This is a genomic window from Pseudomonas sp. HD57-3, from assembly GCF_056113135.1.
Window position 1 is genome coordinate 1,762,860 of the sequence record NZ_CM148568.1, and the last position, 23,758, is coordinate 1,786,617.

General features: G+C 58.4%; 19 protein-coding genes. 11 read left to right on the forward strand and 8 right to left on the reverse strand.

Annotated elements, in window-relative coordinates; translation table 11 throughout:
• The first annotated feature begins 4 nt into the window (after nt 1-4).
• Nucleotides 5-865, forward strand: coding sequence for a hypothetical protein (locus tag AC0R79_RS07965; protein WP_474734001.1), 861 nt, complete (start codon nt 5-7; stop codon nt 863-865).
• A gap of 2 nt (nt 866-867) precedes the next feature.
• On the forward strand, nt 868-6,426 hold the full coding sequence (locus AC0R79_RS07970) for a calcium-binding protein (RefSeq protein WP_474734003.1): 5,559 nt from the start codon (nt 868-870) through the stop codon (nt 6,424-6,426).
• A gap of 77 nt (nt 6,427-6,503) precedes the next feature.
• Here the strand turns inward: AC0R79_RS07970 and AC0R79_RS07975 are convergent, their stop codons facing one another.
• Complete coding sequence (locus AC0R79_RS07975) at nt 6,504-7,616, reverse strand: enoyl-CoA hydratase/isomerase family protein (protein WP_085605524.1); 1,113 nt, start codon at nt 7,614-7,616, stop codon at nt 6,504-6,506.
• Nucleotides 7,617-7,748: 132 nt separating this feature from the next.
• Here AC0R79_RS07975 and ung point away from each other — a divergent pair, with 132 nt between their 5' ends.
• A complete protein-coding gene (gene ung / locus AC0R79_RS07980) occupies nt 7,749-8,444 on the forward strand; it encodes a uracil-DNA glycosylase (RefSeq protein ID WP_085605867.1) in 696 nt (231 codons plus the stop codon).
• A 136-nt stretch (nt 8,445-8,580) separates the two neighbouring features.
• Here ung and AC0R79_RS07985 read toward each other — a convergent pair whose 3' ends face one another.
• Genes AC0R79_RS07985 through AC0R79_RS08000 form a run of 4 tightly spaced genes read right to left on the reverse strand, consistent with a single transcriptional unit; the run spans nt 8,581 to nt 12,621 of the window.
• On the reverse strand, nt 8,581-9,618 hold the full coding sequence (locus tag AC0R79_RS07985) for an AbrB family transcriptional regulator (protein WP_221535252.1): 1,038 nt from the start codon (nt 9,616-9,618) through the stop codon (nt 8,581-8,583).
• Nucleotides 9,611-11,125, reverse strand: coding sequence for a tripartite tricarboxylate transporter permease (locus AC0R79_RS07990; RefSeq protein ID WP_007957974.1), 1,515 nt, complete (start codon nt 11,123-11,125; stop codon nt 9,611-9,613). Before AC0R79_RS07990 ends, AC0R79_RS07985 begins: the two co-directional genes overlap by 8 nt.
• 1 nt (nt 11,126) lies before the next feature.
• Complete coding sequence (locus AC0R79_RS07995) at nt 11,127-11,585, reverse strand: tripartite tricarboxylate transporter TctB family protein (RefSeq protein ID WP_007957976.1); 459 nt, start codon at nt 11,583-11,585, stop codon at nt 11,127-11,129.
• Between the two features lie 58 nt (nt 11,586-11,643).
• On the reverse strand, nt 11,644-12,621 hold the full coding sequence (locus AC0R79_RS08000) for a Bug family tripartite tricarboxylate transporter substrate binding protein (RefSeq protein WP_474734006.1): 978 nt from the start codon (nt 12,619-12,621) through the stop codon (nt 11,644-11,646).
• Between the two features lie 450 nt (nt 12,622-13,071).
• On the opposite strand from AC0R79_RS08000, the gene AC0R79_RS08005 reads away from it, so the two are divergent.
• Together AC0R79_RS08005 and AC0R79_RS08010 are read left to right on the forward strand one after the other, a co-directional pair.
• Nucleotides 13,072-13,743, forward strand: coding sequence for a response regulator (locus AC0R79_RS08005; RefSeq protein ID WP_474734008.1), 672 nt, complete (start codon nt 13,072-13,074; stop codon nt 13,741-13,743).
• A complete protein-coding gene (locus tag AC0R79_RS08010; protein WP_011332897.1) occupies nt 13,736-15,121 on the forward strand; it encodes a sensor histidine kinase in 1,386 nt (461 codons plus the stop codon). The genes AC0R79_RS08005 and AC0R79_RS08010 overlap by 8 nt, the downstream gene beginning before the upstream one ends.
• On the opposite strand, the gene AC0R79_RS08015 is transcribed toward AC0R79_RS08010, so the two are convergent.
• Together AC0R79_RS08015 and ygfZ are read right to left on the reverse strand one after the other, a co-directional pair.
• Complete coding sequence (locus AC0R79_RS08015; protein ID WP_007957984.1) at nt 15,122-15,943, reverse strand: HDOD domain-containing protein; 822 nt, start codon at nt 15,941-15,943, stop codon at nt 15,122-15,124.
• A 35-nt stretch (nt 15,944-15,978) separates the two neighbouring features.
• On the reverse strand, nt 15,979-16,920 hold the full coding sequence (ygfZ, locus tag AC0R79_RS08020; RefSeq protein WP_474734011.1) for a CAF17-like 4Fe-4S cluster assembly/insertion protein YgfZ: 942 nt from the start codon (nt 16,918-16,920) through the stop codon (nt 15,979-15,981).
• A 149-nt stretch (nt 16,921-17,069) separates the two neighbouring features.
• On the opposite strand from ygfZ, the gene AC0R79_RS08025 reads away from it, so the two are divergent.
• A complete protein-coding gene (locus AC0R79_RS08025) occupies nt 17,070-17,324 on the forward strand; it encodes an FAD assembly factor SdhE (RefSeq protein ID WP_007957989.1) in 255 nt (84 codons plus the stop codon).
• On the forward strand, nt 17,308-17,760 hold the full coding sequence (locus AC0R79_RS08030; RefSeq protein WP_127797198.1) for a protein YgfX: 453 nt from the start codon (nt 17,308-17,310) through the stop codon (nt 17,758-17,760). Before AC0R79_RS08025 ends, AC0R79_RS08030 begins: the two co-directional genes overlap by 17 nt.
• On the opposite strand, the gene nadB is transcribed toward AC0R79_RS08030, so the two are convergent.
• Nucleotides 17,729-19,345, reverse strand: a complete 1,617-nt coding sequence (gene nadB, locus AC0R79_RS08035; RefSeq protein WP_127797199.1) for an L-aspartate oxidase — start codon at nt 19,343-19,345, stop codon at nt 17,729-17,731. The two genes, AC0R79_RS08030 and nadB, sit on opposite strands and share 32 nt — an antisense overlap.
• 558 nt (nt 19,346-19,903) lie before the next feature.
• Between nadB and rpoE the strand changes: the two genes are divergently transcribed.
• The 4 genes from rpoE to AC0R79_RS08055 all read left to right on the forward strand — a co-directional run bounded on the left by rpoE (nt 19,904) and on the right by AC0R79_RS08055 (nt 23,730).
• Nucleotides 19,904-20,485: an RNA polymerase sigma factor RpoE/AlgU gene (gene rpoE, locus AC0R79_RS08040; protein WP_003172477.1), complete on the forward strand. Its 582-nt coding sequence runs from the start codon at nt 19,904-19,906 to the stop codon at nt 20,483-20,485.
• A 31-nt stretch (nt 20,486-20,516) separates the two neighbouring features.
• Nucleotides 20,517-21,104, forward strand: a complete 588-nt coding sequence (locus AC0R79_RS08045) for a sigma-E factor negative regulatory protein (protein ID WP_011332903.1) — start codon at nt 20,517-20,519, stop codon at nt 21,102-21,104.
• Between the two features lie 8 nt (nt 21,105-21,112).
• Entirely contained in the window at nt 21,113-22,075 is a 963-nt protein-coding gene (locus AC0R79_RS08050; RefSeq protein WP_127797200.1) for a MucB/RseB C-terminal domain-containing protein, read from the forward strand.
• A 206-nt stretch (nt 22,076-22,281) separates the two neighbouring features.
• Nucleotides 22,282-23,730 carry a DegQ family serine endoprotease gene (locus tag AC0R79_RS08055; protein ID WP_007958003.1) on the forward strand — a complete coding sequence of 483 codons (1,449 nt, stop codon included), beginning with the start codon at nt 22,282-22,284 and terminating at the stop codon, nt 23,728-23,730.
• Nucleotides 23,731-23,758 lie beyond the last annotated feature (28 nt).

Consider the following 23,758-nt stretch of genomic DNA (forward strand, 5'->3'; position numbering starts at 1 on the left):
TGAAATGCTTAAGATGTCTCACAAGGAAGTTTTCCGCCAGTGCAGAAGGGGAATTAAATATGGAGTGTTACTAGCGATCTGTTATTGGGTCGTTGATTTCTGTATTCGATGGGAGGAGGCCGCAGAAGCGCGGGCGATTTATCAGAAGAAACAAGGGGAATGCAGCAGGAAGCTGGCGGGTATGGAGCAGGTCCCGATACTTGGCGGCAGCCTGCTGGATCGGACAAAGATTCCCGGATTCCATTTTGGATCGACATTAAGGAGCGACGGTTCCTGTATTGCCGATCTTCTTTCAGGGTCATTCTGGTGGACGGGAAAAGAGCTGTTTCCGGAATATGAAGCTCACGGGGTAGAACCACCCATTAGTTGGACGTATTACAATGTTTCCGCCAGACTTTACACCAGAAGGGATACCACGGAGCCGCATAATATGGGCGGACGGCATGTGGATTGGCCGGATGATCTGGTTGTAAAGCTGAAGAACTATCCAGGCCTTGAACTTTGGCTTACCGCGCCTCCACCCAGTATCAAAAATGAATTCTCTGTTCGAACTTTTGTTATGCACGACTGGCGCCGGCGTGATGGAACACCACGGACGATAAATTGTGATGGTTTGAATTCGCCAGAATCTAAAGCTTCGGTCAGCGGTTTGAGTAAAGCATATCTTTTGAAAATGAATAAGGAGCAGTTGGAGAATTTGGAGTTTGGGAGTCTGCGTGCGTATTGTACGGTCGAGTTGCATAGTTTTGACTTTGCAGGCGGGGATGGCCGTATACATTTGGGTACAGAAGCATTGCGGGGTGCTCCTGAAGCGCTTAAATCTGTTAGTGACTATCTTTCACGTTCAATTATTACAGGGAAGTAAGTATGAGCTATGTATTCAGTGATTTGGAAAAGTCGGTAATTTTACAAGCTGCAAATGTTTGTGATGGGATGGAATTCAATGTCGAGCGGCAAGAGTATCGTGCTGTGGCGGTAGAGGGGCGAAACTGCGCCGTACTTTATCGCACATTATCGAATATTTTTGGGGAAAAATTTTTAGACGGTTCTGCGTTCGATGAGAATGTAATGGGCATTTTTAAGGATGCCAAACTCTGGCTCGATGTAGCAATTGATGCAAATGGCGGGGTGGGCGCTTACTCTGCGTTGATCCGAGCCTACACTTTGCGGCAGGGGGAGTTGAGGCTAAATAAACAATTTAGCGATTTCAAGATGCAAGAGTCATCTAATCAGGTGGCTGTCAATTTCATGAATACGCTGATAAAAGGCTCCGTTGAACATGATTTGGCTCCATGGACTGTGCCCTCCATAAGCCAAATTGCAGAAATCGATGCGAGCGCGATTGGTAAAGTACTATTTCGTGATGATATTGGCAACGTTGATACAGCGACCCGTCATAACGCCGGATGGTCTGGAACAATCGGCTTCAGCCTGTTGGGTGGAGAAAAACCATATGAAACTTGGAGGTTGATCTCCGCCGGTGATCCGGATTCCCATATAAAAGGGAATCATCATCTTGCCAAGTTAAATAGGCTCGATGACCTAAAGAATATTCTGTTTGCCGTGGACTCATACAGTGTTGCATTGCAGGCAGTGATTAAAAACTTCGGGTCGAATATGGTTGAAAGCCTGTTTTCAGTCCTGCCCGAACAAATAAATATCGCTCTCGCCAGTGGCAGCATCAATCCACTGATTCAGCATGTGGTGAAAGGTACGCCCATCTCACCCATTGTCAGCCTGATATTGCGATATAACCTGAATGATTTCTTTGACATGTTCAGGCGAACCTACGACGGGAACTCGGCTGCCACACCGACCACCGACGAAACCTTCGCCTCCAACGCCTACACATTTTTCTCCGCACTTTCTCCGTCTCAATCGCAAAGCATCGTTACCAGAACCATTGGCGAGTATGGCAGTGCCAAGGACTGGGCAACGTTGGCTAGTCAGGTAACGCCAATCGGTGCCGCGTTACGCAATTCCTTGAAGCAGCTAAGTGAAATTGTGATTGAGCGGGCCGACGGTTTTTCCGGACGCGGCCTGGAGCTTTACGACCCCGAAACGGGCGAGGGCATCATCACTGAACAGTGGCTTGCCGATCGCTCTGAAATGCTGGCCCGGCTGATTGCCCGAACCAATGGATCGTTCGGTCGAAATACTGTCCAGACCTTTTCCTATTCGGATCTGGCTTCGGGCAAACAGGCCCCTATGACCACCGGCGTCTCAAACCCTCTGGTCATGTTTGGTGATGACGGCGGTCGATCATTTGGTGGCGGAACGAATACCGATCATCTTTACGGCGGTGGCGGCAACGATTCCGTCAGCGGACTTTCCGGTAATGACTTTATCCAGGGGGCTAGCGGCAATGACTCTTTAACAGGAGGCGATGGCAATGATGCGTTGTACGGTATGGCCGGTGATGATGTGTTGGTGGGTGGCAAGGGCAACGACTCTCTGACTGGCGGGCCGGGTAACGATCGGTATGAGTTCTCCAGCGGAGATGGAATCGACGAAATTTTTGATGCGGACGTTGAGGGCGCGTTGCTGATAAATGGACTTCCGATCCCACCTCTCGAACGCAGTGCTCCGCTCAGCAATATCTGGCTTACGGAAGATCGAGCCATCAGCTTGACGCTCATTGAAGATCAGGCTGAAAACACGCTGAACATTCAATACGGACTGAGTGATCTCATCGTCGTAAAGAACTTCAAGCCGGGGATGCTCGGCATTGATCTTCCTGATTACCAGGACCAGGTGTTCCCCGCTCCCGATCTGGTCCTTCAAGGCGACTGGAAAATTAAAGATAACGACCCCAATGTTCGCGGAGATCAGCCTTCTTACGATGAGTTGGGCAACGCCTTGCTTTTGCCCAATGTTAAACAGAGGAACAAAGCCGACCTGCTTTACGGATCACCGAAAGATGACCTGATCGTTGGTCTTGGCGGGTCTGATCGATTGTTCGGCAAAGAAGGCAACGATCGTTTATTCGGCGACAAGCAGTCGTCTCTTGAAAAAGCCTTTGCCGATGCAACAAAAGGAAAGGCCAGCCGTGGCGACTGGCTGGATGGTGGGCAGGGTGATGACCTGCTTGTCGGCACTGCCTCGCGAGACGTGCTGCTCGGCGGCAACGGTCGAGACACGCTGATTGGGGGAGCAGGTGATGACAATTTGTCCGGTGATCAAACAACCGGTGCACATGAGCAAAATTGGACAGTCAAGCGCCTCGACGTTCCACTCAGTGATGGCGTCATCAGCATGCGTAGCGTCTTTGACAAATCTTCATTGAGCAGTCCTACCGAGGGCGGTAACGACATTCTCTATGGGCAGGGTGGACGGGATTTTATCAATGGTGGTCGGGGAGATGATCTGCTCGATGGCGGAGAGGACGACGACACGCTGTTCGGCGAAGAGGGTAATGACACGCTGGCTGGCGGGAGTGGCGATGACACATTACTGGGAGATAACCTGGATTGGGCTGGCGGTCTCGACAGTCGCCATCATGGCAACGATTTGTTGGCGGGTGGCAGTGGCGATGACTCCCTTGCCGGAAACGGTGGTAGCGACGTGTTGTACGGCGGCAGCGGCAATGATGTTCTGAAAGGTGATGACGAGGTGCTGCGAGGCGTTTCGGGTGATGCCGCAGACTTTTTCGGAAGTGATTTTCTGGATGGCGGTGAGGGAAATGACACCCTTTGGGGCGGCGGTGCCGGTGATTCGCTTTTCGGTGGCGGTGGGAATGACGAATTGGTCGGTGATTACCATGAACACCCGATTCGTTACCACGGTGATGATTATCTCGATGGCGGTGCGGGAGACGACACACTCCGTGGGTTGGGTGGCTCCGACACACTGATAGGCGGATCAGGCGCCGACGCTCTGGATGGCGATGAGCCCAACTTGAAAGCGGGCGGAACCAACGATGACCACATTCAAGGTAATTCAGGAAACGATACGCTCTGGGGTGGTTTGGGCGCCGATACGCTTTTGGGCGGTGCCGATGATGACTTTTTGGTGGGGGACTACGAGCAAACATCCGAAGCGGAACATGGCGCCGATTATCTTGATGGCGGTTCAGGCAACGACACTTTGCTGGGCAGTGGTGGAAACGACACGCTGGTTGGCGGGGAGGGAGTCGATTATTTGCGCGGCGGCCCTGGCGATAACGTGTTTGAGGGTGGCGCCGGCAACGATTATCTGGAAGGGATGCAGGGCAACGATGTTTTCTATTTCGGAGTGGGCGATGGACTGGATGTTGTTACCGATGCAGGTGGCAACAATGTCGTAAGTTTTGGTGATGGATTTTCTGCGGAGAACTTGCAGGCCAAGATCGTCAATCTTGATGTGGGCACGGCGTTGCGGCTGTCGAATGGTATTGGTGACGCGCTTCTGATTCTTCACCATGAAAAGTGGGCAGGTTCGACGTTCAGGTTCAACGATGGCGTGATCCTGAATTTCCAGGATGTAATCAAATTAAAGGTGCAACCGGTAGATGTAACGGATCCGTCTGCGACATTTGCTGCGGTACCCGATCCCGAAAAAAAGCAGGACATTGAGAGTGAGAGCGAAGCAGTCGTCCAGACACTGCCCGATGACTTAGCCGCTTCTACTAAGAGGGAAGGCAGTGAAACGGGTCGTCACACCCGGTGGGATAGCCTTTTTCTTTCGGAACTGAACACAAAGCGCTCAGCGGCCCGGCAGGCATCAGGATTTGCACTGAACGATCAGGGTGTTTGGGTTAGAAGTCATATTGCTACCGACGAAAGTGGCTACGCCATCAGCGCCGAACTGATCCATGAAGACGTTGAAGCCGGAGTCTTTTCCAATACACCTGAGTGGATGGGGGCGATTGCCGCAGATGCCGTGGTGAGTGAAAGGCAGTCAAATTCTGCAACGAAAACCACGTTCAAGTTTGTAAAAGCTGAAACTGCGCAATTACCGAAACAAAAGCCAAAATATTACCCGTCTGGCTCCAGTTATTCGGGGTTCTCGTTCAACGTGGGTGATGCTGTAGTCGAAGATATAGACCACTCGGGCGCTATTCTGGGGTGGTACGTGTACCCCCCTGGCAGTTTTGAAAATCATGAAACTGTTCGTAAAGCGTTTCGCTGGAGTTCTACTACCCAAACGATCAAGCATAAAGTTGTTCATGGTAATGACGCTGGCGGCAGGGTAAATCTCGAAGTGGGAAATCTCTTTCATGGCGGTGCAGGAGATGACTTGGTGGTTACCTATGCTGGTTCAGTGCTTAAGTACGGCGGGGTGAGCGACAGGATCTCAGGCGCATTTTTATCAGCTGGCGCAGGCAACGACACACTGCTCGGCTCCGCGGGTGCCGATTATTTGATCAGTGGGCCGGGAGAAGATTGGCTTTACGGCGAAAACGGTCCCGACACTTACATAGTTGAAGCGCATGATGGCGCAACCACCATTATTGCCGACGTTCTTGACCCTGTTTTTTTGCGCCCCGAGGTTGGAGCCTCTGGGTGGCATGAAGAGTTTGGGGGGCTTGATATTGATACCGTCGTTCTTCCGGAAGAGGCGAAACCAGATAAGTTGAAACTAACCTGGGGCGCTGTGTTGGTTGAGGCGGTAAATATTGAACTCTCACCGGCCCCACTGCGTGGCGCTCATCGTCAACCGCCTCGAGCCCAGATGCTGTACACCACACTCGATATCGAATGGGGCGGAACTCAAAAAGTACGAATCGTTTTGCCCAATCCGAACGATCTCAGTGGTTCCGGAATTGAAAGGGTGAGGTTTGCTGATGGCTCGAGCATCAATTTTAAAGACGTCGTTAGCCGCTTAGGCATTGCCCCCGATACTTATCATCATGGCATCACCGTTCAGTACGCTACTCAGGTTAAGTCTTTTCGAGACAATCGTTTTCTACCGCTCGTGGGCGGTCGTGGTAATGACACCCTCAGCGGCGCTGGTGAAATAAGAGGGATGCAAGGAGATGATCTGCTCGGCGGTGGTTCAGGCGATGACGTGCTTTACGGTGGGCCGGGCAATGACACCTTGTCCGGTGGCGGGGGCAATGATGTTTATAAATATGATGGACTTGGGCGAGACCTGGTAGTCAATGCCGGTGGCGGAACTGACGGTATAGACTTTTCTGAGGTCGGGCTGTCGATTGATCAACTCAAGTTCCACCGTGAACGGGATGATCTCGTCATCGTAGTCAGCTATGGCATGTCTCCAAAGATTCGTGTCTCCAAACACTTTTCTGGAGGCGATGCCGCTATCAGCTTCATCAGCGTTCAAGGAGAAGAGGGCGCTGTTAAAAATTACTCGGCGAACCAGCTCGCTGAGCTTTTGCACCCTCTACCTCCCTTACGGGATGTAGAGGATATCTTGCCGAGAAATGATGAGGAGGCGTTGCGGGCAATGAAGGAAATAATCGCGTTTTACAAGTTGAATGTTTGATCGCAGATAGTTTCGCAACGGGCTCAAACTTCCCGCGACAGAGCTCAAGAGAGTGCCATCGCGGGCAATGATCGGTTTTAGTATTGCGACAGATCCGCCAACGGATGCCGCCCCTCCCAGACCTTGTGAAAGTGCGCCTCGACCACCGCATCCGGCACCCGGGCGATGTCCGGCCAGTGCCAGTGCGGTTTGTGATCCTTGTCGATCAGCCGCGCCCGGACCCCTTCGCTGAACTCCGGATGTCGGCAGCAATTGAGGCTCAGGGTGTATTCCATCTGAAAGACTTCGGCCAGCGACAAGTGGCGTGCACGAATGATCTGTTCCCAGACCAGATGCGCGGTCAGTGGCGAGCCTTCACTCATGGTTTTCGCTGCACGGGCAATCAACAGGTCACTGCTGTCCCGATGCAGGCTGATGGCTTTCCAGGCGCAGGTCACGTCGCTGACATCCAGCCATTCATCGATTTGCTGCCGACGCGGCAGCCATTGCGCCTCAGGCATTTGCGCCACAGCTTCCTGCTGCAGCGCCTTGAGCAGGCTGTTGAGCTGCATGGCGGTCTGTTCCTGCCAGTTCAACTGCAACAAGCCGTCGATCAGTTCCTGCTGCTGTTCGTCGAGCAGGAAGCGGTCGGCCAGGTCCAGATCGATCGCATCGCGACCGTTCATGTGTGCGCCGGTCAAACCAAGGAACAAACCGAGCTTGCCCGGCAGTCGTGACAGGAACCAACTGGCACCGACATCCGGGTACAGGCCGATGCTGATTTCCGGCATCGCCAGACGACTGCTCGGCGTGACGATCCGGATGCTCGCGCCTTGCAACAGGCCCATGCCGCCGCCGAGCACATAACCATGGCCCCAGCAGATCAACGGTTTCGGGTAAGTATGCAGGCTGTAGTCCAGACGGTATTCAGCGTTGAAAAACTGGGCGGCCAGCGGCGGCACTTCGCCGGGATGGGCGCGACAGGCTTCCACCAGGCTGCGCACTTCGCCGCCGGCGCAGAAGGCCTTGGCGCCGTTGCCGCGCAGCAGCACGCAGACGATTTGCGGATCCTTGGCCCAGGCGTTCAGTTTGTCGCTCAGGGCGTGGATCATCGGCAGGGACAGCGCATTGAGCGACTTTTCGGCATCCAGCGTGGCCACGCCGATGCGCGCGCCGTCGGTGCCGGTGAGTTCTTCGAAGTGCAGATTCATCGTGACCTCGATCGGGAATTTGAACGATCAGTATGATCGCTGTGTGGGAAAGTGCCGGATCTGCGTCAGATCAATTGACAAGCGTGGTCGGCTTTCCTAGGGTTCGCCCCATTGTTTTTGCCGGGTATGACCATGACTGCTGACGACCGTATCAAACTCGAACCGAGCTGGAAGGAGGCACTGCGTGCCGAATTCGACCAGCCTTACATGGCAGAGTTGCGCACTTTTCTGCAGCAGGAGCGGGCGGCCGGCAAGGAAATCTATCCGCCGGGCCCGATGATCTTCAACGCGCTGAACTCGACGCCGCTGGACAAGGTGAAAGTGGTCATCCTCGGCCAGGACCCGTACCACGGCCCGGGCCAGGCCCACGGCTTGTGCTTCTCGGTGCAACCGGGCGTGCCGGCGCCGCCGTCGCTGGTCAACATCTATAAAGAGTTGAAACGCGACCTGAACATCGACATCCCCAACCATGGCTATCTGCAGAGCTGGGCCGATCAGGGCGTGTTGATGCTCAACACCACCATGACCGTCGAACGCGCCAACGCCAATGCGCACAAGGACAAGGGCTGGCAGTTCTTCACGGATCGGATCATTGAGGTGGTCAGCCAGCAGCAACCGCATCTGGTGTTCATGCTCTGGGGCGCTCATGCGCAGAGTAAACAGAAGCTGATCGATGCCACCAAACATCTGGTGCTGACCTCGGTGCACCCGTCGCCGCTGTCGGCTTATCGCGGTTTCCTTGGTTGCGGGCATTTCAGCCGCACCAACAAATTCCTCGAGCAGAACGGCGAAGCGCCGATCGAGTGGCGCCTGCCGTCGGTAGTCTGAAACTCAGGGCTGGCAGCTAATCTCGTTCCCATGCTTTGCGTGGGAACGCCTCAATGGACGCTCTGCGTCCGCTTTGGGACGCGGAGCGTCCCAGGCTGCATTCCCACGCAGAGCGTGGGAACGATCAGTAACCGGATCAGGCTTCGGAATTACGGTTCCAGTATTTGAACAACGGTTCCGCCAGAAACAGCACGAACAACAGCCGCATCACCTGCATCGCCGTCACCAGCGGCACCGACAGTTGCAGGGTTTCTGCGGTCAGGCTCATCTCGGCGATCCCGCCGGGCATCATGCCCAAGGTCAGCGAACGCAGATCCAGGTGGGTCAGTGCACTCAGCCCCAACGCCGCCAGTGTCGCGATCAACATGGTCAGCGCCGTGCCGATCAGCGTGCGGCCCATGAACGACGGTGCGCGGCGGAAGAACTGCCGGTTGAAGTGACAACCCAGCCCGCTGCCGATCAGCCACTGGCCGATCTGACTGCCACCGTTGGGCAAACCGATGTGCAGATCCCAGCCGATGCTCACCGCCGCGCTTACCAGCAGCGGGCCGAACAGCCAAGGGTTGGGTTGACGCAGACGTTGCCAGAGCCAGGCGAGCAAGCCACCCGCCGGAAAAAGAATCGCCAGCCAGCGCCAATCGACGCTGCCAGCGTGTGAAATCGGGGTGCCGTCACCCAGCAGATACTTGAACGCCGCCGGTACACACAACACCACCACCAGCACCCGCAGACTCTGCCCGGCCGCGACATGGCTGAGCATCGCGCCGTTGCGGGCGCCGAGGTTGACCATCTCGCCGGAGCCGCCGGGCATGCTGGAGAAAAACGCCGTGGCGCGATCTTCGCCGGTGCGGCGCATCAGCCACACGCCGACCACCGCCGACAGGCTGGTGACCAGCGCGCCGAAGAAGATCAGGCCGAAGTGGCTGAGCACCTGCTCCATCACCAGCGGGGTGAAGTGCAGGCCGATACCGATCCCGACGATCCACTGGCCGCACTTGCGGCCGCCAGGGATTTCAGCCAATTGCCATGGGGTCAGGCAGCGCACCAGGATGATCGCCAGCAACGAGCCGACCATCCACGGCAGCGGCCAGCCGATCTGGCTGGCGATGTAACCGCCAAGCAGACCGACCAGCGGGGTTCCCCACCACTGTTTCAAAGAGGAGCGATCAAACATCGGCAATCGCGTTCCGGGCAGCGGAGCGACGGCGCCAGATGCGCAGCAGCGGGAACGCCAGCATCAGCGCGGTCAGCACCCAGACACCGAAGGTGATCGGGCTCGACCAGAGGATGTCCAGCGCACCGTTGGAAATCGACAGCGCCCGGCGCAGGTTCTGCTCCATCAGGCCGCCGAGGATGAAGCCCAGCAGGACTGGCGACAGCGGGAAATCCAGTTTGCGCAGGATGTAGCCGAAGATGCCGATGCCGACCATCAGGAACAGGTCGAACGTGGTCGCGTGCACGGCGTAGACGCCGATCCCGGTAATGATCGCGATCACCGGCACCAGTGCCCAGTTCGGCACGGCAAGGATGCGGGTGAAGATGCGGATCATCGGGATGTTCAGGATCACCAGCATGATGTTGGCGATGAACAGCGAGGCAATCAGGCCCCAGACGATGTCCGGCTGTTGCTGGAACAGCAGCGGGCCCGGAGTGATGTTGTACAGCGACAGAGCGCCGATCATCACCGCCGTGGTGCCCGAACCCGGAACGCCGAGGGTCAGCATCGGCACCAGCGCGCCGCAAGCGGAGGCACCGATGGCGGTTTCCGGTGCAGCGAGGCCGCGGGCGTCGCCCTGGCCAAACTTGCCGCTGGCACCGGCGATGCGTTTCTCGGTCATGTAGGCCACGGCGCTGGCGAGGGTCGCACCGGCACCCGGCAACACGCCCATGATGAAGCCGAGCAGGCCGCAACGGATGTTCACCACGAACACCGACGCCGCTTCCTTGAAGTTGAACATCATCCGCCCGGTCGCTTTCACCGCTTCCTGGCCGCGATGGGTTTTCTCCAGCAGCAGAAGGATTTCGCTGATCGAGAACAGGCCCAGCACCAGCACCACGAACTGAATGCCGTCAGTCAGGTGAATGTTGTCGCCGGTGAAGCGATAAACACCGCTGTTGGCGTCGATGCCGACGCTGGACAGGAACAGGCCGATCAACGCCGCGATGAAGGTTTTCAACGGTCGGTCACCGGCCATGCCGCCCAGGCAGACAATCGCGAACACCATCAACACGAAGTATTCCGCCGGCCCGAAGGCTATCGCCCATTTCGCCAGCAGCGGGGCGAACAGCACCATGCCGCAGGTGGCGATGAAGGCGCCGATGAACGAGCTCCACGCCGACAACGACAGCGCCACGCCGGCCAGACCTTTGCGGGCCATCGGGTAACCGTCGAGGGTAGTCATCACGGTGGAGGCTTCGCCCGGAATGTTCAGCAGGATCGAGCTGATCCGGCCGCCGTATTCGCAGCCCAGATAAACCGCCGCCAGCAGGATCAGTGCCGATTCCGGCGGCAGCCCGAGGGCGAATGCAATCGGGATCAGCAACGCCACGCCATTGATCGGGCCCAGGCCCGGCAACAATCCGACCACGGTGCCGATCAACGTGCCGGTCAGGGCCGTGACCAGGTTGTACGGACTCAGCGCGACGCCGAAGCCCTGACCCAAATAACCGAGAGTATCCATATCAGTTCTCCAGAACGTCGAGCAGGCCGAGGGGCAGCGGTACGTCCATCACGCGGTCGAACAGCACGTACAAACCGATCGCCATCAGCGTCGTGACAATGACGCTGGGCACCCAGCGCCCGCCATACAGGCGCGCCATCGGGATGCCGATCAGAATGCTGCTGAGAATGAAGCCCAGCGGTTCGAACAAGCCGGCGAACACCAGCAGCAGGGCGACGCAGATCGAGATCTTGGTCAGGGTTTCGCGATCCAGCGGCGGCTCGTCCTCACTGTGTTTGATGGGCGCCGGGCGAAACACCATGTACAGCAGCGCCAGGCCCATCAGGCCGAGCATCAGCAGGGGGAATGCCCGAGGGCCGACCGGTTCGTAGGAAAAAGCCGCCTGATACGGCCAGGCCATCAGTGCCAGGCTGGCGCAGACCAGCAACAGCACCGAGGCAAAAATGCGTTGAATAAGCATGGGGAGCTCCTGGGCCACGACCCTGCGAGGCAGGGCCGTGAGCGCTAGACAGAGACGATCACTGAATCAGGCCGAACTCTTTGGCCAGCACCTTGTAGTCCGCCACTTGCTTCTTGACGTAGGTGTCCAGCTCGGGACCGGTCATGGCGAACGGGAAGAGCTCACGCTGATCGCGCAGCTTGGCGAAGTCTTCCGAGGCCAGCAGTTTGTCGAAGGAGTCTTTCCACCAGGCGTAGTCTTCATCGCTGACTTTTGGCCCGAGGTAGAAACCGCGCACCACCGGCCAGACGATGTCGTAGCCCTGTTCGCGAGCGGTCGGGATGTCCTTCATTTCCGGCTCGTCCAGGCGTTTCTCGGCAAACACGGCCAGCAGGCGCATGTCACCGCTGAGAATGTGCGGCATGGAGTCGGAGATGTCGGTACTGCCGACCTGGATGTGGCCGCCGAGCAGGGCGGTGGCGATCTCGCCGCCACCTTCGAGGGCGACGTAACGCAGGTCGCGCGGGTTGATCCCGGCGGCTTTGGCGATCAGTGCGGTCTGCATCCAGTCCTGGCTGCCGACGGTGCCGCCGGAACCGATCACCACAGCGCTCGGATCTTTCTTCAGCGCCTGCACGAGATCGTCGAGCGTTTTGTAGGGCGAATCGTTTTTCACCGCGATGGCGCCGTAGCTGGTGCCGACCGCTGCCAGCCAGCGCACGTTGGTTTCATCGAACCGACCGAACTTGCCCTGGGCCAGGTTCAGCAGCGAACCGCTGGACCACGCCACCAGAGTGCCCGCATCGGCGGGACGCTGCGCCACAACGGCGTTGTACGCCACTGCGCCGACGCCGCCGGGCATGTAGGTCACGCGCATCGGTTTGGTCAGCAGTTTTTCGTTGACCAGCGCGCTTTGCGCCAGTTTGCAGGTCAGGTCGAAACCGCCGCCGGGGGAGGCGGGGGCGATACATTCCGGACGTTTCGGTTCGGCCATCAGTTGGCCGGCGAACAGCACGCAACCGGCGGCGAGGGCGAAACGGCGCAGGGATCGGTTCATGAGAGTCTCCACGGGAGTTGTTGTTTTTGGGGATGTTTCAGGTGCGGCAGTTTCGCGCGCGCAGGCTGACAGGCTCAGACCCGAACGGGTTGAACGCCGCGCAGCCGACGATGGCGCTGACAAGCGAAAACGGGGAAATTCGAGAGGAAGAATGAAACGGGTCAACCTGAAGCTGTGTGGACAGCATGGTGCAGTACCTCGTTATTGTTCTTATTGGCGAAAACGCATCGAGGCGTTTTTCGAGAGCTACGTTTTGAAGCTACGGTGTAAGGACAGACAAAACGGCGAAGGTCGGCAGTCGGGACCCTCGGTGAAGCGACTCTAACGGCCCAACCTTTCGCTAACCTTTCAGTATTCTTTCGCGTGTTTTCGGGCTTCACAGTGGCGGTTGCGGCTGTAAACTCCGCCGCAAAGAATGGCGTCGGCCATCCCTGAATGAGGTAGAGATCCATGCGTGTCCTGCTCGTCGAAGACCATTTGCCGCTGGCTGAAAGCGTCGCCCAGGCGCTCAAGAGCACCGGTCTGACCGTGGACGTCTTGCACGATGGCGTGGCTGCCGACCTGGCCCTGGGCAGCGAGGAATACGCGGTGGCGATCCTCGATGTCGGCCTGCCGCGCATGGACGGTTTTGAAGTGCTGGCGCACCTGCGGGCCCGGGGCAAGAACCTGCCGGTGCTGATGCTGACCGCTCGCAGCGACGTCAAGGATCGGGTCCATGGGCTCAATCTCGGCGCCGACGATTACCTCGCCAAGCCGTTCGAACTCACCGAACTCGAAGCGCGGGTCAAAGCCCTGTTGCGCCGTAGCGTGCTCGGCGGCGAACGCCAGCAGCGTTGCGGTGTGCTGGCCTACGACCTCGACACTCGGCGCTTCACCCTCGGCGATGAATTGCTGACGCTGACCTCCCGCGAACAGGCAGTGCTCGAAGCGCTGATTGCCCGTCCCGGGCGGGTAATGAGCAAGGAACAACTGGCTGCGCAGGTGTTCGGTCTCGACGAAGAGGCCAGCCCCGACGCCATCGAAATCTACGTGCATCGCCTGCGCAAGAAACTCGACGGCCATTCAGTGGCCATCGTGACTTTCCGCGGTCTGGGCTATCTGCTGGAAAGCCGTGATGCATAAGCCCAGCAGCCTGCGCTGGCGGTTGCTGTGGAACCTCGCGCTATTGCTGGTGGTGTTGATGCTCGCCAGCGGATTGAGCGCGTACTGGAACGGTCGCGAAGCTGCCGACACCGCCTACGACCGCACGCTGCTGGCCTCTGCGCGGACCATTGCCGCCGGTCTGTCGCAGCGCGACGGCAGTCTCAGTGCCGACGTGCCTTACGTGGCGCTCGATACCTTTGCCTACGACAGTGCGGGTCGCATCTATTACCAGGTCAACGACATCAACCAGAAGTTGATTTCCGGCTATGAAAATCTGCCCGGCCCACCACCGGGCACCCCGAGAACCGACAGCTATCCCGCCCTGGCGCGCTTTTACGACGCGAAATATCAGGGGCAGAACGTGCGTGTGGTGAGCCTGCTCAAAGCGGTCAGCGAGCCGAACATGAACGGCATGGCGGAAATCCGCGTCGCCGAAACCGACGAGGCGCGCGTCAGCATGGCCCGCAGTCTGGCGGCCGACACTTTGCTGCGATTGGGCATGCTGGCGATTGGCGCGTTGTTGCTGGTGTGGTTTGCGGTGAGTGCTGCGCTGCGGCCGATCGAGCGTTTGCGCACGGCAGTGGAAGAGCGTCAGCCCGATGACCTGCGGCCGTTGCCGCTGGTGGAAGTGCAACACGAATTGTGGCCGCTGGTGCGGGCGCTCAATCACTTTACCGAACGCCTGCGCGGACAATTCGAGCGGCAGGCGCAATTCATCGCCGATGCGGCCCATGAACTGCGCACGCCACTGGCGGCGCTCAAGGCGCGGCTTGAACTGGGCTTGCGCTCAAACGAGCCGCAGACCTGGCGCGACACTTTGGAATCCTCGGCGCAAAGCACGGATCGCCTGACCCATCTGGCCAATCAGTTGCTGTCGCTGGCCCGGGTGGAAAACGGCGCCCGGGCGATTGCCGAGGGTGGTGCGCAGTTGCTCGATCTGAGTCAGTTGGCCCGCGAACTGGGGATGGCCATGGCGCCGCTGGCCCACGCGCGGGGTGTCGCGCTGGCGCTGGAAGCGGACGAGCCGGTCTGGCTGCGCGGCGAGCCGACATTGCTCAATGAATTGCTGAGCAATCTGGTGGACAACGCGCTGGCGCACACGCCGCCGGGCGGCAACGTGATTCTGCGGGTCACGGCGCCGGCGGTGCTGGAGGTTGAAGACGATGGGCCGGGCATTCCGCTGGAGGAGCGGGATCGGGTGTTCGAACGTTTTTACCGGCGCAACCAGCAGGTGGCCGGTTCCGGGCTGGGGCTGGCGATTGTCGGGGAAATCTGCCGCGCGCATCTGGCGCAGATCAGTCTGCACGATGGCGAGCAGGCGGGTTTGAAGGTGCGGGTGAGTTTTGTCGCCGGTTGATCAGTAGAACATCGACCTCGATTCTTCCAGATCGGCGCACAGCGCCTTGTTGTCCGGGTCGATGCCGAGCTTGCGGAATGCCGGCACGCTGAACGGATCGATGCGGGCCATCGGGTGATCGGTGTCCTTGTGGCAATACAGGCTGGCCACTTGCACGATGTCGACGTAATCGATCTGCTGCGATTCGCGCTTGAGATCCTGATACAGCCCCGGCAACTCGACCAGACGCTCCGGAAACTCCCAGACCCGTAGCAGCTTGTCGCCGAGCAGCGGGTGAATGTGGTCGATCACATGGTTGAGGCTGACCGGGTCGGACAGCAATTCGTAGTGGTCTTCGGCGTAGGTCAGGATCGGCAGCACGCCGATCTGATGAACCAGCCCACCGAGCGCAGCCTGATCGGGTTTGAGCTGGGTGTAGCGGCGGCACAGCGCGTAGCTGACGCCGGCGATCTCCAGGCTCTTGCGCCAGACTTCGCGCATCTTCTGTTCGACCACGTCGGAGCGGGCGTGGAAGATCTGCTCCATCACCAGACCGATCGCCAGGTTGCTGCTGTAATTGACGCCGAGCCGGGTGATGGCGGTGTGCAGGTCGGTGACTTCCTGAGTGGCGCGCAGCAGCGGGCTGTTGACCACTTTGATCAGGCGCGCCGACAGCGCCGTGTCGCGGCCGATCACTTTGCTCAGGTCGCTGACGCTGATATCCGGGTCTTCAGCGGCCTTGCGAATCTGCAGGGCCACTTCCGGTAACGTTGGCAGAACCAGGTCATCGTTATCGATGGCCTCAACCAAATCCTGTTGGACCTTATCCGCCAGCTCACTCATGTCGTTTCTCTAGGGTGTTGCAACAAATGCTGCGATCAACGCTGGATTTCGCGGTCGCGATCCAGTTCGTAAGGCAGGTCGAGCAAGTGCAGCGCCGGACCTTCGGCCGTGCCCAGATGCAAATCGCCCGCTTCGGCAGCTTCGGCCTGCAACACCGCCAGCAGTTCAATATTCTTTTCGGTACGGGCGGCCAGCACCACTTCGCCGATGGAGCTGCCGTGGCTCGGGGCGAACAGCGGGGTGCCCGGCTCCGGCAATTCGCTGGCGTCCAGTTGCACGCGGTACAGGCGACGCTTGAGTTTGCCCAGGTACTGCATGCGCGCGACGATTTCCTGGCCGGTGTAGCAGCCTTTCTTGAAGCTCACACCGCCGACGGCCTGCAGATTGAGCATCTGCGGGATGAACAGCTCGCGGGTGCTCGGCATGACCTGGCCGATACCGGCGCGGATCTGGCCCAGCAGCCATTGATTGAGTTCGCCTTCGGTCAATTGCGCGGACAGCTTGCCTTTGACGGTGTCGGCCTGATCGGCAGGCACCCAGAGTTCGGCACGGTTAGGGGAGACGCGAATCGCGATCAGCCCTTCGTGGCGAACCACGCTGTCGGTGTCTGCCGGCAGTTCCAGACCCAGGCTGCTCAGGGCGGCATCGCCATGATCCAGACCGAAGCGCACCCAGGAGGCGCTTTCGTCGGTCAGTTTCGATTTGGAGAACACTGCGTACTTCTTCAGATCCGCCAGTTGCGGCTCCAGCAGCTCGCCGGCCATCGCCAGCAGCACGCCGTCGCCATCAAGCACGATGCGGAAACTCGACTGCATCCGGCCTTTCTGCGTGCAACGGGCACCAAGGCTGGCCTGGGTTTCACTCAGGTAATTGATGTTGCAGGTCAGCTGGCCTTGCAGGAATTTGCCGGCATCCGCGCCGCGAACCGCGAGAACGCCTTCATGAGAGAGGGTGCAGAAAAAAGCAGAATCGGCCATGGGTCATCGCAGGGTAAATAGACTGGGGCACATCATAAGGGGGTGGTGTTGAAATGGGTAGTTGATAAAGGATCGGTGGTGCCCGACCAAAGCCGACTGTTCGACCCGCTTCGGGCCTGTATACTTGCGGCCTATTTGAGGAGGGCTCCATGGTCGAACAAGTTGAACTGAATCGCCTCTTTTGGCACAGCCGTCGCGGCATGCTGGAACTCGACGTGTTGCTGGTGCCGTTCGTGAAAGAGGTCTACGCCAATCTGAACGAGGTGGATCGCGCGCTGTATGTCCGCCTGCTCGAGTGCGAGGATCAGGACATGTTCGGCTGGTTCATGGAGCGCAGCGAATCGGAAGATCCCGAGCTGCAACGCATGGTTCGCATGATCCTGGATCGTGTCCAGCCCAAGTAACACGTTCGAATGCCGCTGGCATGCCTCACGGCAGTTGCTGGCGGCATATCTTCTGGCCCAGGCATTCGCGCTGGGTTCTTTGTTTCTGTTATCGATTCCATTCTGGGTCGGGTTGCTCGGGGCATTCGCGTGTCTCGCCCATGCTGCCTGGGTGTTGCCGCGGCAGATCCTGCTGAGTCATCCCGAGGCATTTTGCGGATTGCGTCGGGACGCCGATGGCTGGCAGCTGTGGAACAAGGCCGATGGCTGGCAAGCGGTGCAATTGCGCCCGGACAGCCTGGCGCTGCCACTGATCGTGGTGCTGCGCTTTCGCTTGCGTGGTGAACGGCGGGTCAGGTCGATTTGTGTGCCCCGGGATTCGCAGGCGGCGGATCTGCACCGACGCCTGCGGGTACGTCTCAAGTTCAGCCGACGTAGGTGGGCGGCACCAGAATAGTGTCGAGTGCTTCGGGCAGCAGGTCCGGGTAGTCGAGGGTGTAATGCAGGCCACGGCTTTCCTTGCGCTCCATGGCCGAGCGGATCATCAGTTCCGCTACTTGCGCCAGGTTGCGCAACTCGATCAGATCACGACTGACTTTATAGTTGCTGTAGAACTCGTCGATTTCATCCAGCAGCAGGCGCACGCGATGCTGTGCCCGTTGCAGGCGCTTGTTGGTACGCACGATGCCGACGTAGTCCCACATGAATCGCCGCAATTCATCCCAGTTGTGGGCGATGATCACGTCTTCATCGGAGTCGGTCACCTGGCTGGCGTCCCAGGCGGGCAGGGCGCGCGGGATCGCGACCTCGGGCAGTTGCTCGAGAATGTCCGCCGCTGCCGAACGGGCGTAGACGAAGCATTCGAGCAGTGAGTTGCTGGCCATGCGGTTGGCGCCGTGCAGGCCGGTGAAGCTGGTTTCGCCGATGGCGTACAGGCCGGGCACGTCGGTGCGGCCCTGTTGATCGACCATCACGCCGCCGCAGGTGTAGTGTGCAGCCGGTACGACCGGGATCGGCTGTTTGGTGATGTCGATGCCGAATCCGAGGCAGCGCTCGTAGACAGTCGGGAAGTGCGATTTGATGAAGGCTTCGGGTTTATGGCTGATGTCGAGGTAGACGCAGTCGACACCCAGACGCTTCATTTCATGGTCGATGGCTCGGGCGACGATGTCCCGTGGCGCCAGTTCTGCACGTGAGTCGAAACGCTGCATGAAGCGTTCGCCGTTCGGCAGCTTCAAATGGGCGCCTTCGCCGCGCAGGGCTTCGGTTACCAGAAAGCTCTTGGCTTGCGGGTGATAGAGGCAGGTGGGGTGAAACTGGTTGAACTCCAGGTTCGCCACCCGGCAGCCCGAACGCCAGGCCATGGCGATGCCATCACCGCAGGCACCGTCGGGGTTGCTTGTATATAGATAGACTTTGGCGGCGCCGCCGGACGCCAGAATCACGAAGCGTGCGCCGAAGGTATCGACTTCCCCGGTTTTGCGGTTGAGCACATAGGCGCCGAGGCAACGTTCGCCTTCCAGCCCCAACCGGCGCTCGGTGATCAGATCGACCGCTACCCGCTGTTCGAGCAATTCGATGTTCGGGCGTTCTTTGGCCTGGGCCAGCAGGGTCGTGAAGATCGCAGCGCCAGTGGCGTCGGCTGCGTGGATGATCCGTCGATGGCTGTGGCCGCCTTCGCGGGTCAGGTGGAATTCAAAGCCGCCATCTTCTGTGCCGGACTGTTCGTCACGAGTGAACGGCACGCCCTGGTCGATCAGCCACTGGATCGCTTCCTTGCTGTGCTCGACGGTGAAACGCACGGCGTCTTCATGGCACAGGCCGCCGCCGGCATTGAGGGTGTCATCGACATGGGACTCGACGGTGTCGGTATCATCCAGCACGGCCGCGACGCCACCTTGTGCCCAATAGGTCGAGCCGTTGGCGAGGTCGCCTTTGCTCAGTACGGCGATGCGCAAGTGACCGGGCAGGGTCAGCGCGAGACTCAAACCGGCAGCGCCGCTGCCAATCACCAGAACATCGTGTTGAAACTGTTGGCTCATTTCAGGATTCCGCTCAAAGCGACCCGGGTCGGGGTTGGCGCAGGACAGGCGGATGGGCGAGTCGAGACAGCCACACAGCCCACTAGTATATAGAGGGGTGGGGCGGCACAATAGCCGGGCCGATATGGCATTGTGAAACTACCGTGACGGAAAAATACCGACGCTTTGTCGGATGTTTTTTTCAGCGGTTTTGGGAAAAAGCGACTGTATCGCAGATGAAACACGCTTTTTCCGCTCACGGTTGCACAATGTCGGCGCGGCACGTCTATAAATATTTGGAACTTTTGCCAGAGGCCCAAGATCAATAGACAGTTGCCCGAAACAAGGGACAGTGTCGGCTTCAATGCGGAACCTGCGGTTGGGTTCTTGCCGGCGAGCCGATGACAAGATTATTCGCGCAGCCGGTTCATCCCGCGCTGCGTTTTTCGTGCGTGCCAAATCAGAGCCCGCAGGAAACTTGCTTGGAGGGGGAGAACTTTTGCGAAAAGCCCGAGTCTATGTTTGCAAGTCCGGTCGTTTGGTCATGCAAGCCTCCTCCGAGTTTATCGAGGAGTGTTCATGCTAACCCAGGAAGAGGATCAGCAGCTGGTCGAACGTGTTCAGCGTGGCGACAAGCGAGCTTTCGATCTGCTGGTGCTGAAGTATCAGCACAAAATTCTCGGGTTGATCGTGCGTTTTGTGCACGACACCCATGAAGCCCAGGACGTCGCACAAGAAGCCTTTATCAAGGCGTATCGAGCGCTTGGAAATTTCCGCGGCGACAGTGCGTTTTATACGTGGCTGTACCGCATCGCCATCAACACGGCGAAGAACTATCTGGTTTCACGCGGCCGTCGGCCGCCGGATAGCGATGTAAGTTCCGAGGATGCAGAGTTCTATGACGGCGATCACGGCCTGAAAGATCTCGAGTCACCTGAACGTGCATTGCTGCGGGATGAGATCGAAGGCACCGTCCATCGAACCATTCAGCAACTGCCAGAGGATTTGCGCACGGCGTTAACTTTGCGCGAATTCGATGGTCTGAGTTACGAGGACATCGCGAGCGTCATGCAATGTCCGGTTGGTACCGTGCGCTCCCGGATTTTCCGCGCCCGGGAGGCCATCGATAAAGCCCTGCAGCCGTTGTTGCAGGAAAACTAAAGACAGCGGCGACAGCCAAGAGAGGAACGCCATGAGTCGTGAAGCCCTGCAGGAATCGCTGTCCGCAGTGATGGATAACGAAGCGGACGAACTGGAATTGCGTCGGGTGCTCAACGCACTGGACGATGTTGAAACCCGTGAAACCTGGGCTCGTTATCAGATCGCTCGGGCAGCCATGCACAAGGATCTGTTGCTTCCACGTCTGGATCTTGCTGCGGCCGTTTCTGCTGCGCTGGAAGACGAAGCGACCCCTGCCAAAGTGTCCCGCGGCCCATGGCGCAGTCTCGGTCGTCTGGCCGTAGCTGCCTCGGTGACCGTTGCCGTACTTGCGGGTGTTCGCCTGTACAACCAGGACGAAATCGCTGGCGTCGAACTCGCTCAGCAATCCAACCAGCCAGTGCTGGCCACCCCTCAGGTCAAAGGCCCGGCGGTATTGGCAGGCTATAATGAGAGTTCGGAGGCTACTGGCCCAATGGCCAATGGCGTACTGCAAGGTCAGCCAGGCTGGCACGATCAGCGTCTGCCAGGTTACCTGCGTCAACACGCTCAACAGGCTGCCTTGAAAGGCACCGAGAGCGCGCTGCCTTATGCACGTGCAGCAAGCCTGGAAAACCGTTAAGGGGGATCATGCGCTCCATACCTCTACTTTCGCTTCTGCTCAGCGGCTGGTTCATTGTTCCAGCCCATGCCGACGAGGCTCAGGACTGGTTGACCCGCCTGGGCCAGGCCGAGCAGCAGCAAAGCTTTCACGGCACATTCGTTTACGAGCGTAACGGTAGCTTTTCTACCCACAACATCTGGCATCGCGTCCAGAATGGCCAGGTCCGCGAGCGTTTGCTTCAGCTCGACGGTTCGGCTCAGGAAGTCGTGCGCATTGATGGACATACTCAATGCGTCAGCGGCACCCTGATTGCGGGGCTGGGAGATTCTCCCAATTCCGCCGCTCGCCCTCTCGATCCTCAAAAGCTGAAGAACTGGTATGAGCTTGCCGTCATTGGCAAGTCGCGCGTGGCCGGGCGTGAAGCGGTGATCGTATCGCTGACGCCGCGGGATCAGCACCGCTACGGTTTCGAACTGCATCTGGACAAGGAAACGGGCCTGCCGCTCAAGTCGTTGCTGTTGAACGACAAGGGGCAGTTGCTTGAGAGATTCCAGTTTACGCGGCTGGATACTTCTGAAGTCCCATCCGATAAAGACCTGCAAGCCAACTCCGATTGCAAGACAGTCACCCTCGACAGCGACAAGGCGTCTGCGGTCAAGACCGCACAGGTCTGGCGTTCCGATTGGTTGCCTCCTGGCTTCGAACTGACCAGCAGCTCCTCGCACAAGGATCCGGAAACCAAGACCCAGGTCAACAGCCTGATGTATGACGATGGTCTTGCCCGATTCTCCGTATTTCTAGAGCCGCTGAACGGCGCAACCGTCACCGATACCCGGACTCAACTGGGCCCGACCGTTGCCGTATCCCGCCGTTTGACTACGCCTCAAGGCGAAATGATGGTCACGGTGGTTGGCGAGATTCCAATCGGGACCGCCGAACGGATTGCCCTGTCGATGCGCAATGATGGCGCTGCAACCAGCAAGCAGTGAGCTGATTCCAGCTATCTCCACTTCGTCGTCGAGACGTGAAATGTTTGCTGAGCATTTTCATTTGCAAAACACCCGAAAATTTTTTATAGGTCAGAGCCTCTCGGCTCTGGCCTTGTTTGTTGTTCCCGGAACAAAAATGCCGGCCTGTGGTTTCCGGTGTTCCTTGCTCCATATCGCTTAACCCTGCTCGTCGTAACGGGAGCTGTATGTCGATACCAAGCTTGAAGTCTTATCTCTCCATTTTCGCCACTGTGCTGGTGCTCGGTCAGGCTGTCCCTGCAGTCCAGGCGGCTGATGCAGCCAGTCCGGCCAACTTGCCGGATTTCACCCAGTTGGTCGAACAGGCCTCGCCTGCGGTGGTGAACATCAGTACCACGCAAAAGCTGCCGGATCGCAAAGTGAACCAGCAGATGCCTGACCTGGAAGGCTTGCCGCCGATGTTGCGCGAGTTCTTCGAACGCGGCATGCCGCCGCAACAGCGTTCTCCGCGTGGTGATCGCCAGCGTGAAGCGCAGTCGTTGGGTTCGGGCTTCATCATTTCGCCAGATGGCTACATCCTGACCAACAACCACGTGATCGCCGATGCCGATGAAATTCTCGTTCGTCTGGCTGATCGCAGTGAAATGAAGGCCAAGTTGATCGGCACCGACCCACGCTCCGACGTGGCGCTGCTGAAAATCGAAGGCAAGGATCTGCCAGTGCTGAAGCTCGGCAAATCCCAAGACCTGAAAGCCGGTCAGTGGGTCGTCGCAATCGGTTCGCCATTCGGCTTTGACCACACCGTGACCCAAGGCATCGTCAGTGCCGTCGGCCGCAGCCTGCCGAACGAAAACTACGTGCCATTCATCCAGACCGACGTGCCGATCAACCCGGGTAACTCCGGTGGCCCGCTGTTCAACCTGAACGGTGAAGTGGTCGGGATCAACTCGCAGATCTACACCCGTTCCGGTGGCTTCATGGGTGTGTCGTTCGCCATTCCGATCGACGTGGCGATGGACGTTTCCAACCAGCTGAAAAGCGGCGGTAAAGTCAGCCGTGGCTGGTTGGGCGTCGTCATCCAGGAAGTGAACAAGGATCTGGCCGAGTCGTTTGGTCTGGACAAACCGGCCGGTGCGCTGGTTGCGCAGATTCAGGATGACGGCCCGGCTGCCAAGGGCGGCCTGCAAGTGGGTGACGTGATCCTGAGCATGAACGGTCAACCGATCGTCATGTCCGCTGACCTGCCACATCTGGTGGGTGCTTTGAAGGCTGGCGCCAAAGCCAATCTCGAAGTGATTCGTGACGGCAAGCGCAAGAATGTCGAGCTGACCGTCGGCGCGATTCCTGACGAAGACAAGGAACTGGATGCCCTGCCGAAATCCGGTGCCGAGACCAACAGCAATCGTCTGGGTGTTTCGGTTGCCGAGTTGAGCGCCGAGCAGAAGAAAACCTACGACCTCAAAGGCGGTGTGGTGATCAAGGAAGTGCAGGACGGTCCTGCGGCCCTGATCGGTCTGCAACCGGGCGACATCATCACCCACCTGAACAATCAGGCCATTGGTTCTTCGAAGGAGTTTGCCGAGATCGCCAAGGCGCTGCCGAAGAACCGTTCGGTGTCGATGCGCGTTCTGCGTCAGGGCCGTGCCAGCTTCATCACCTTCAAACTGGCTGAATGATCCAGTTGTCTAAGAAGTAAAAAGAAAC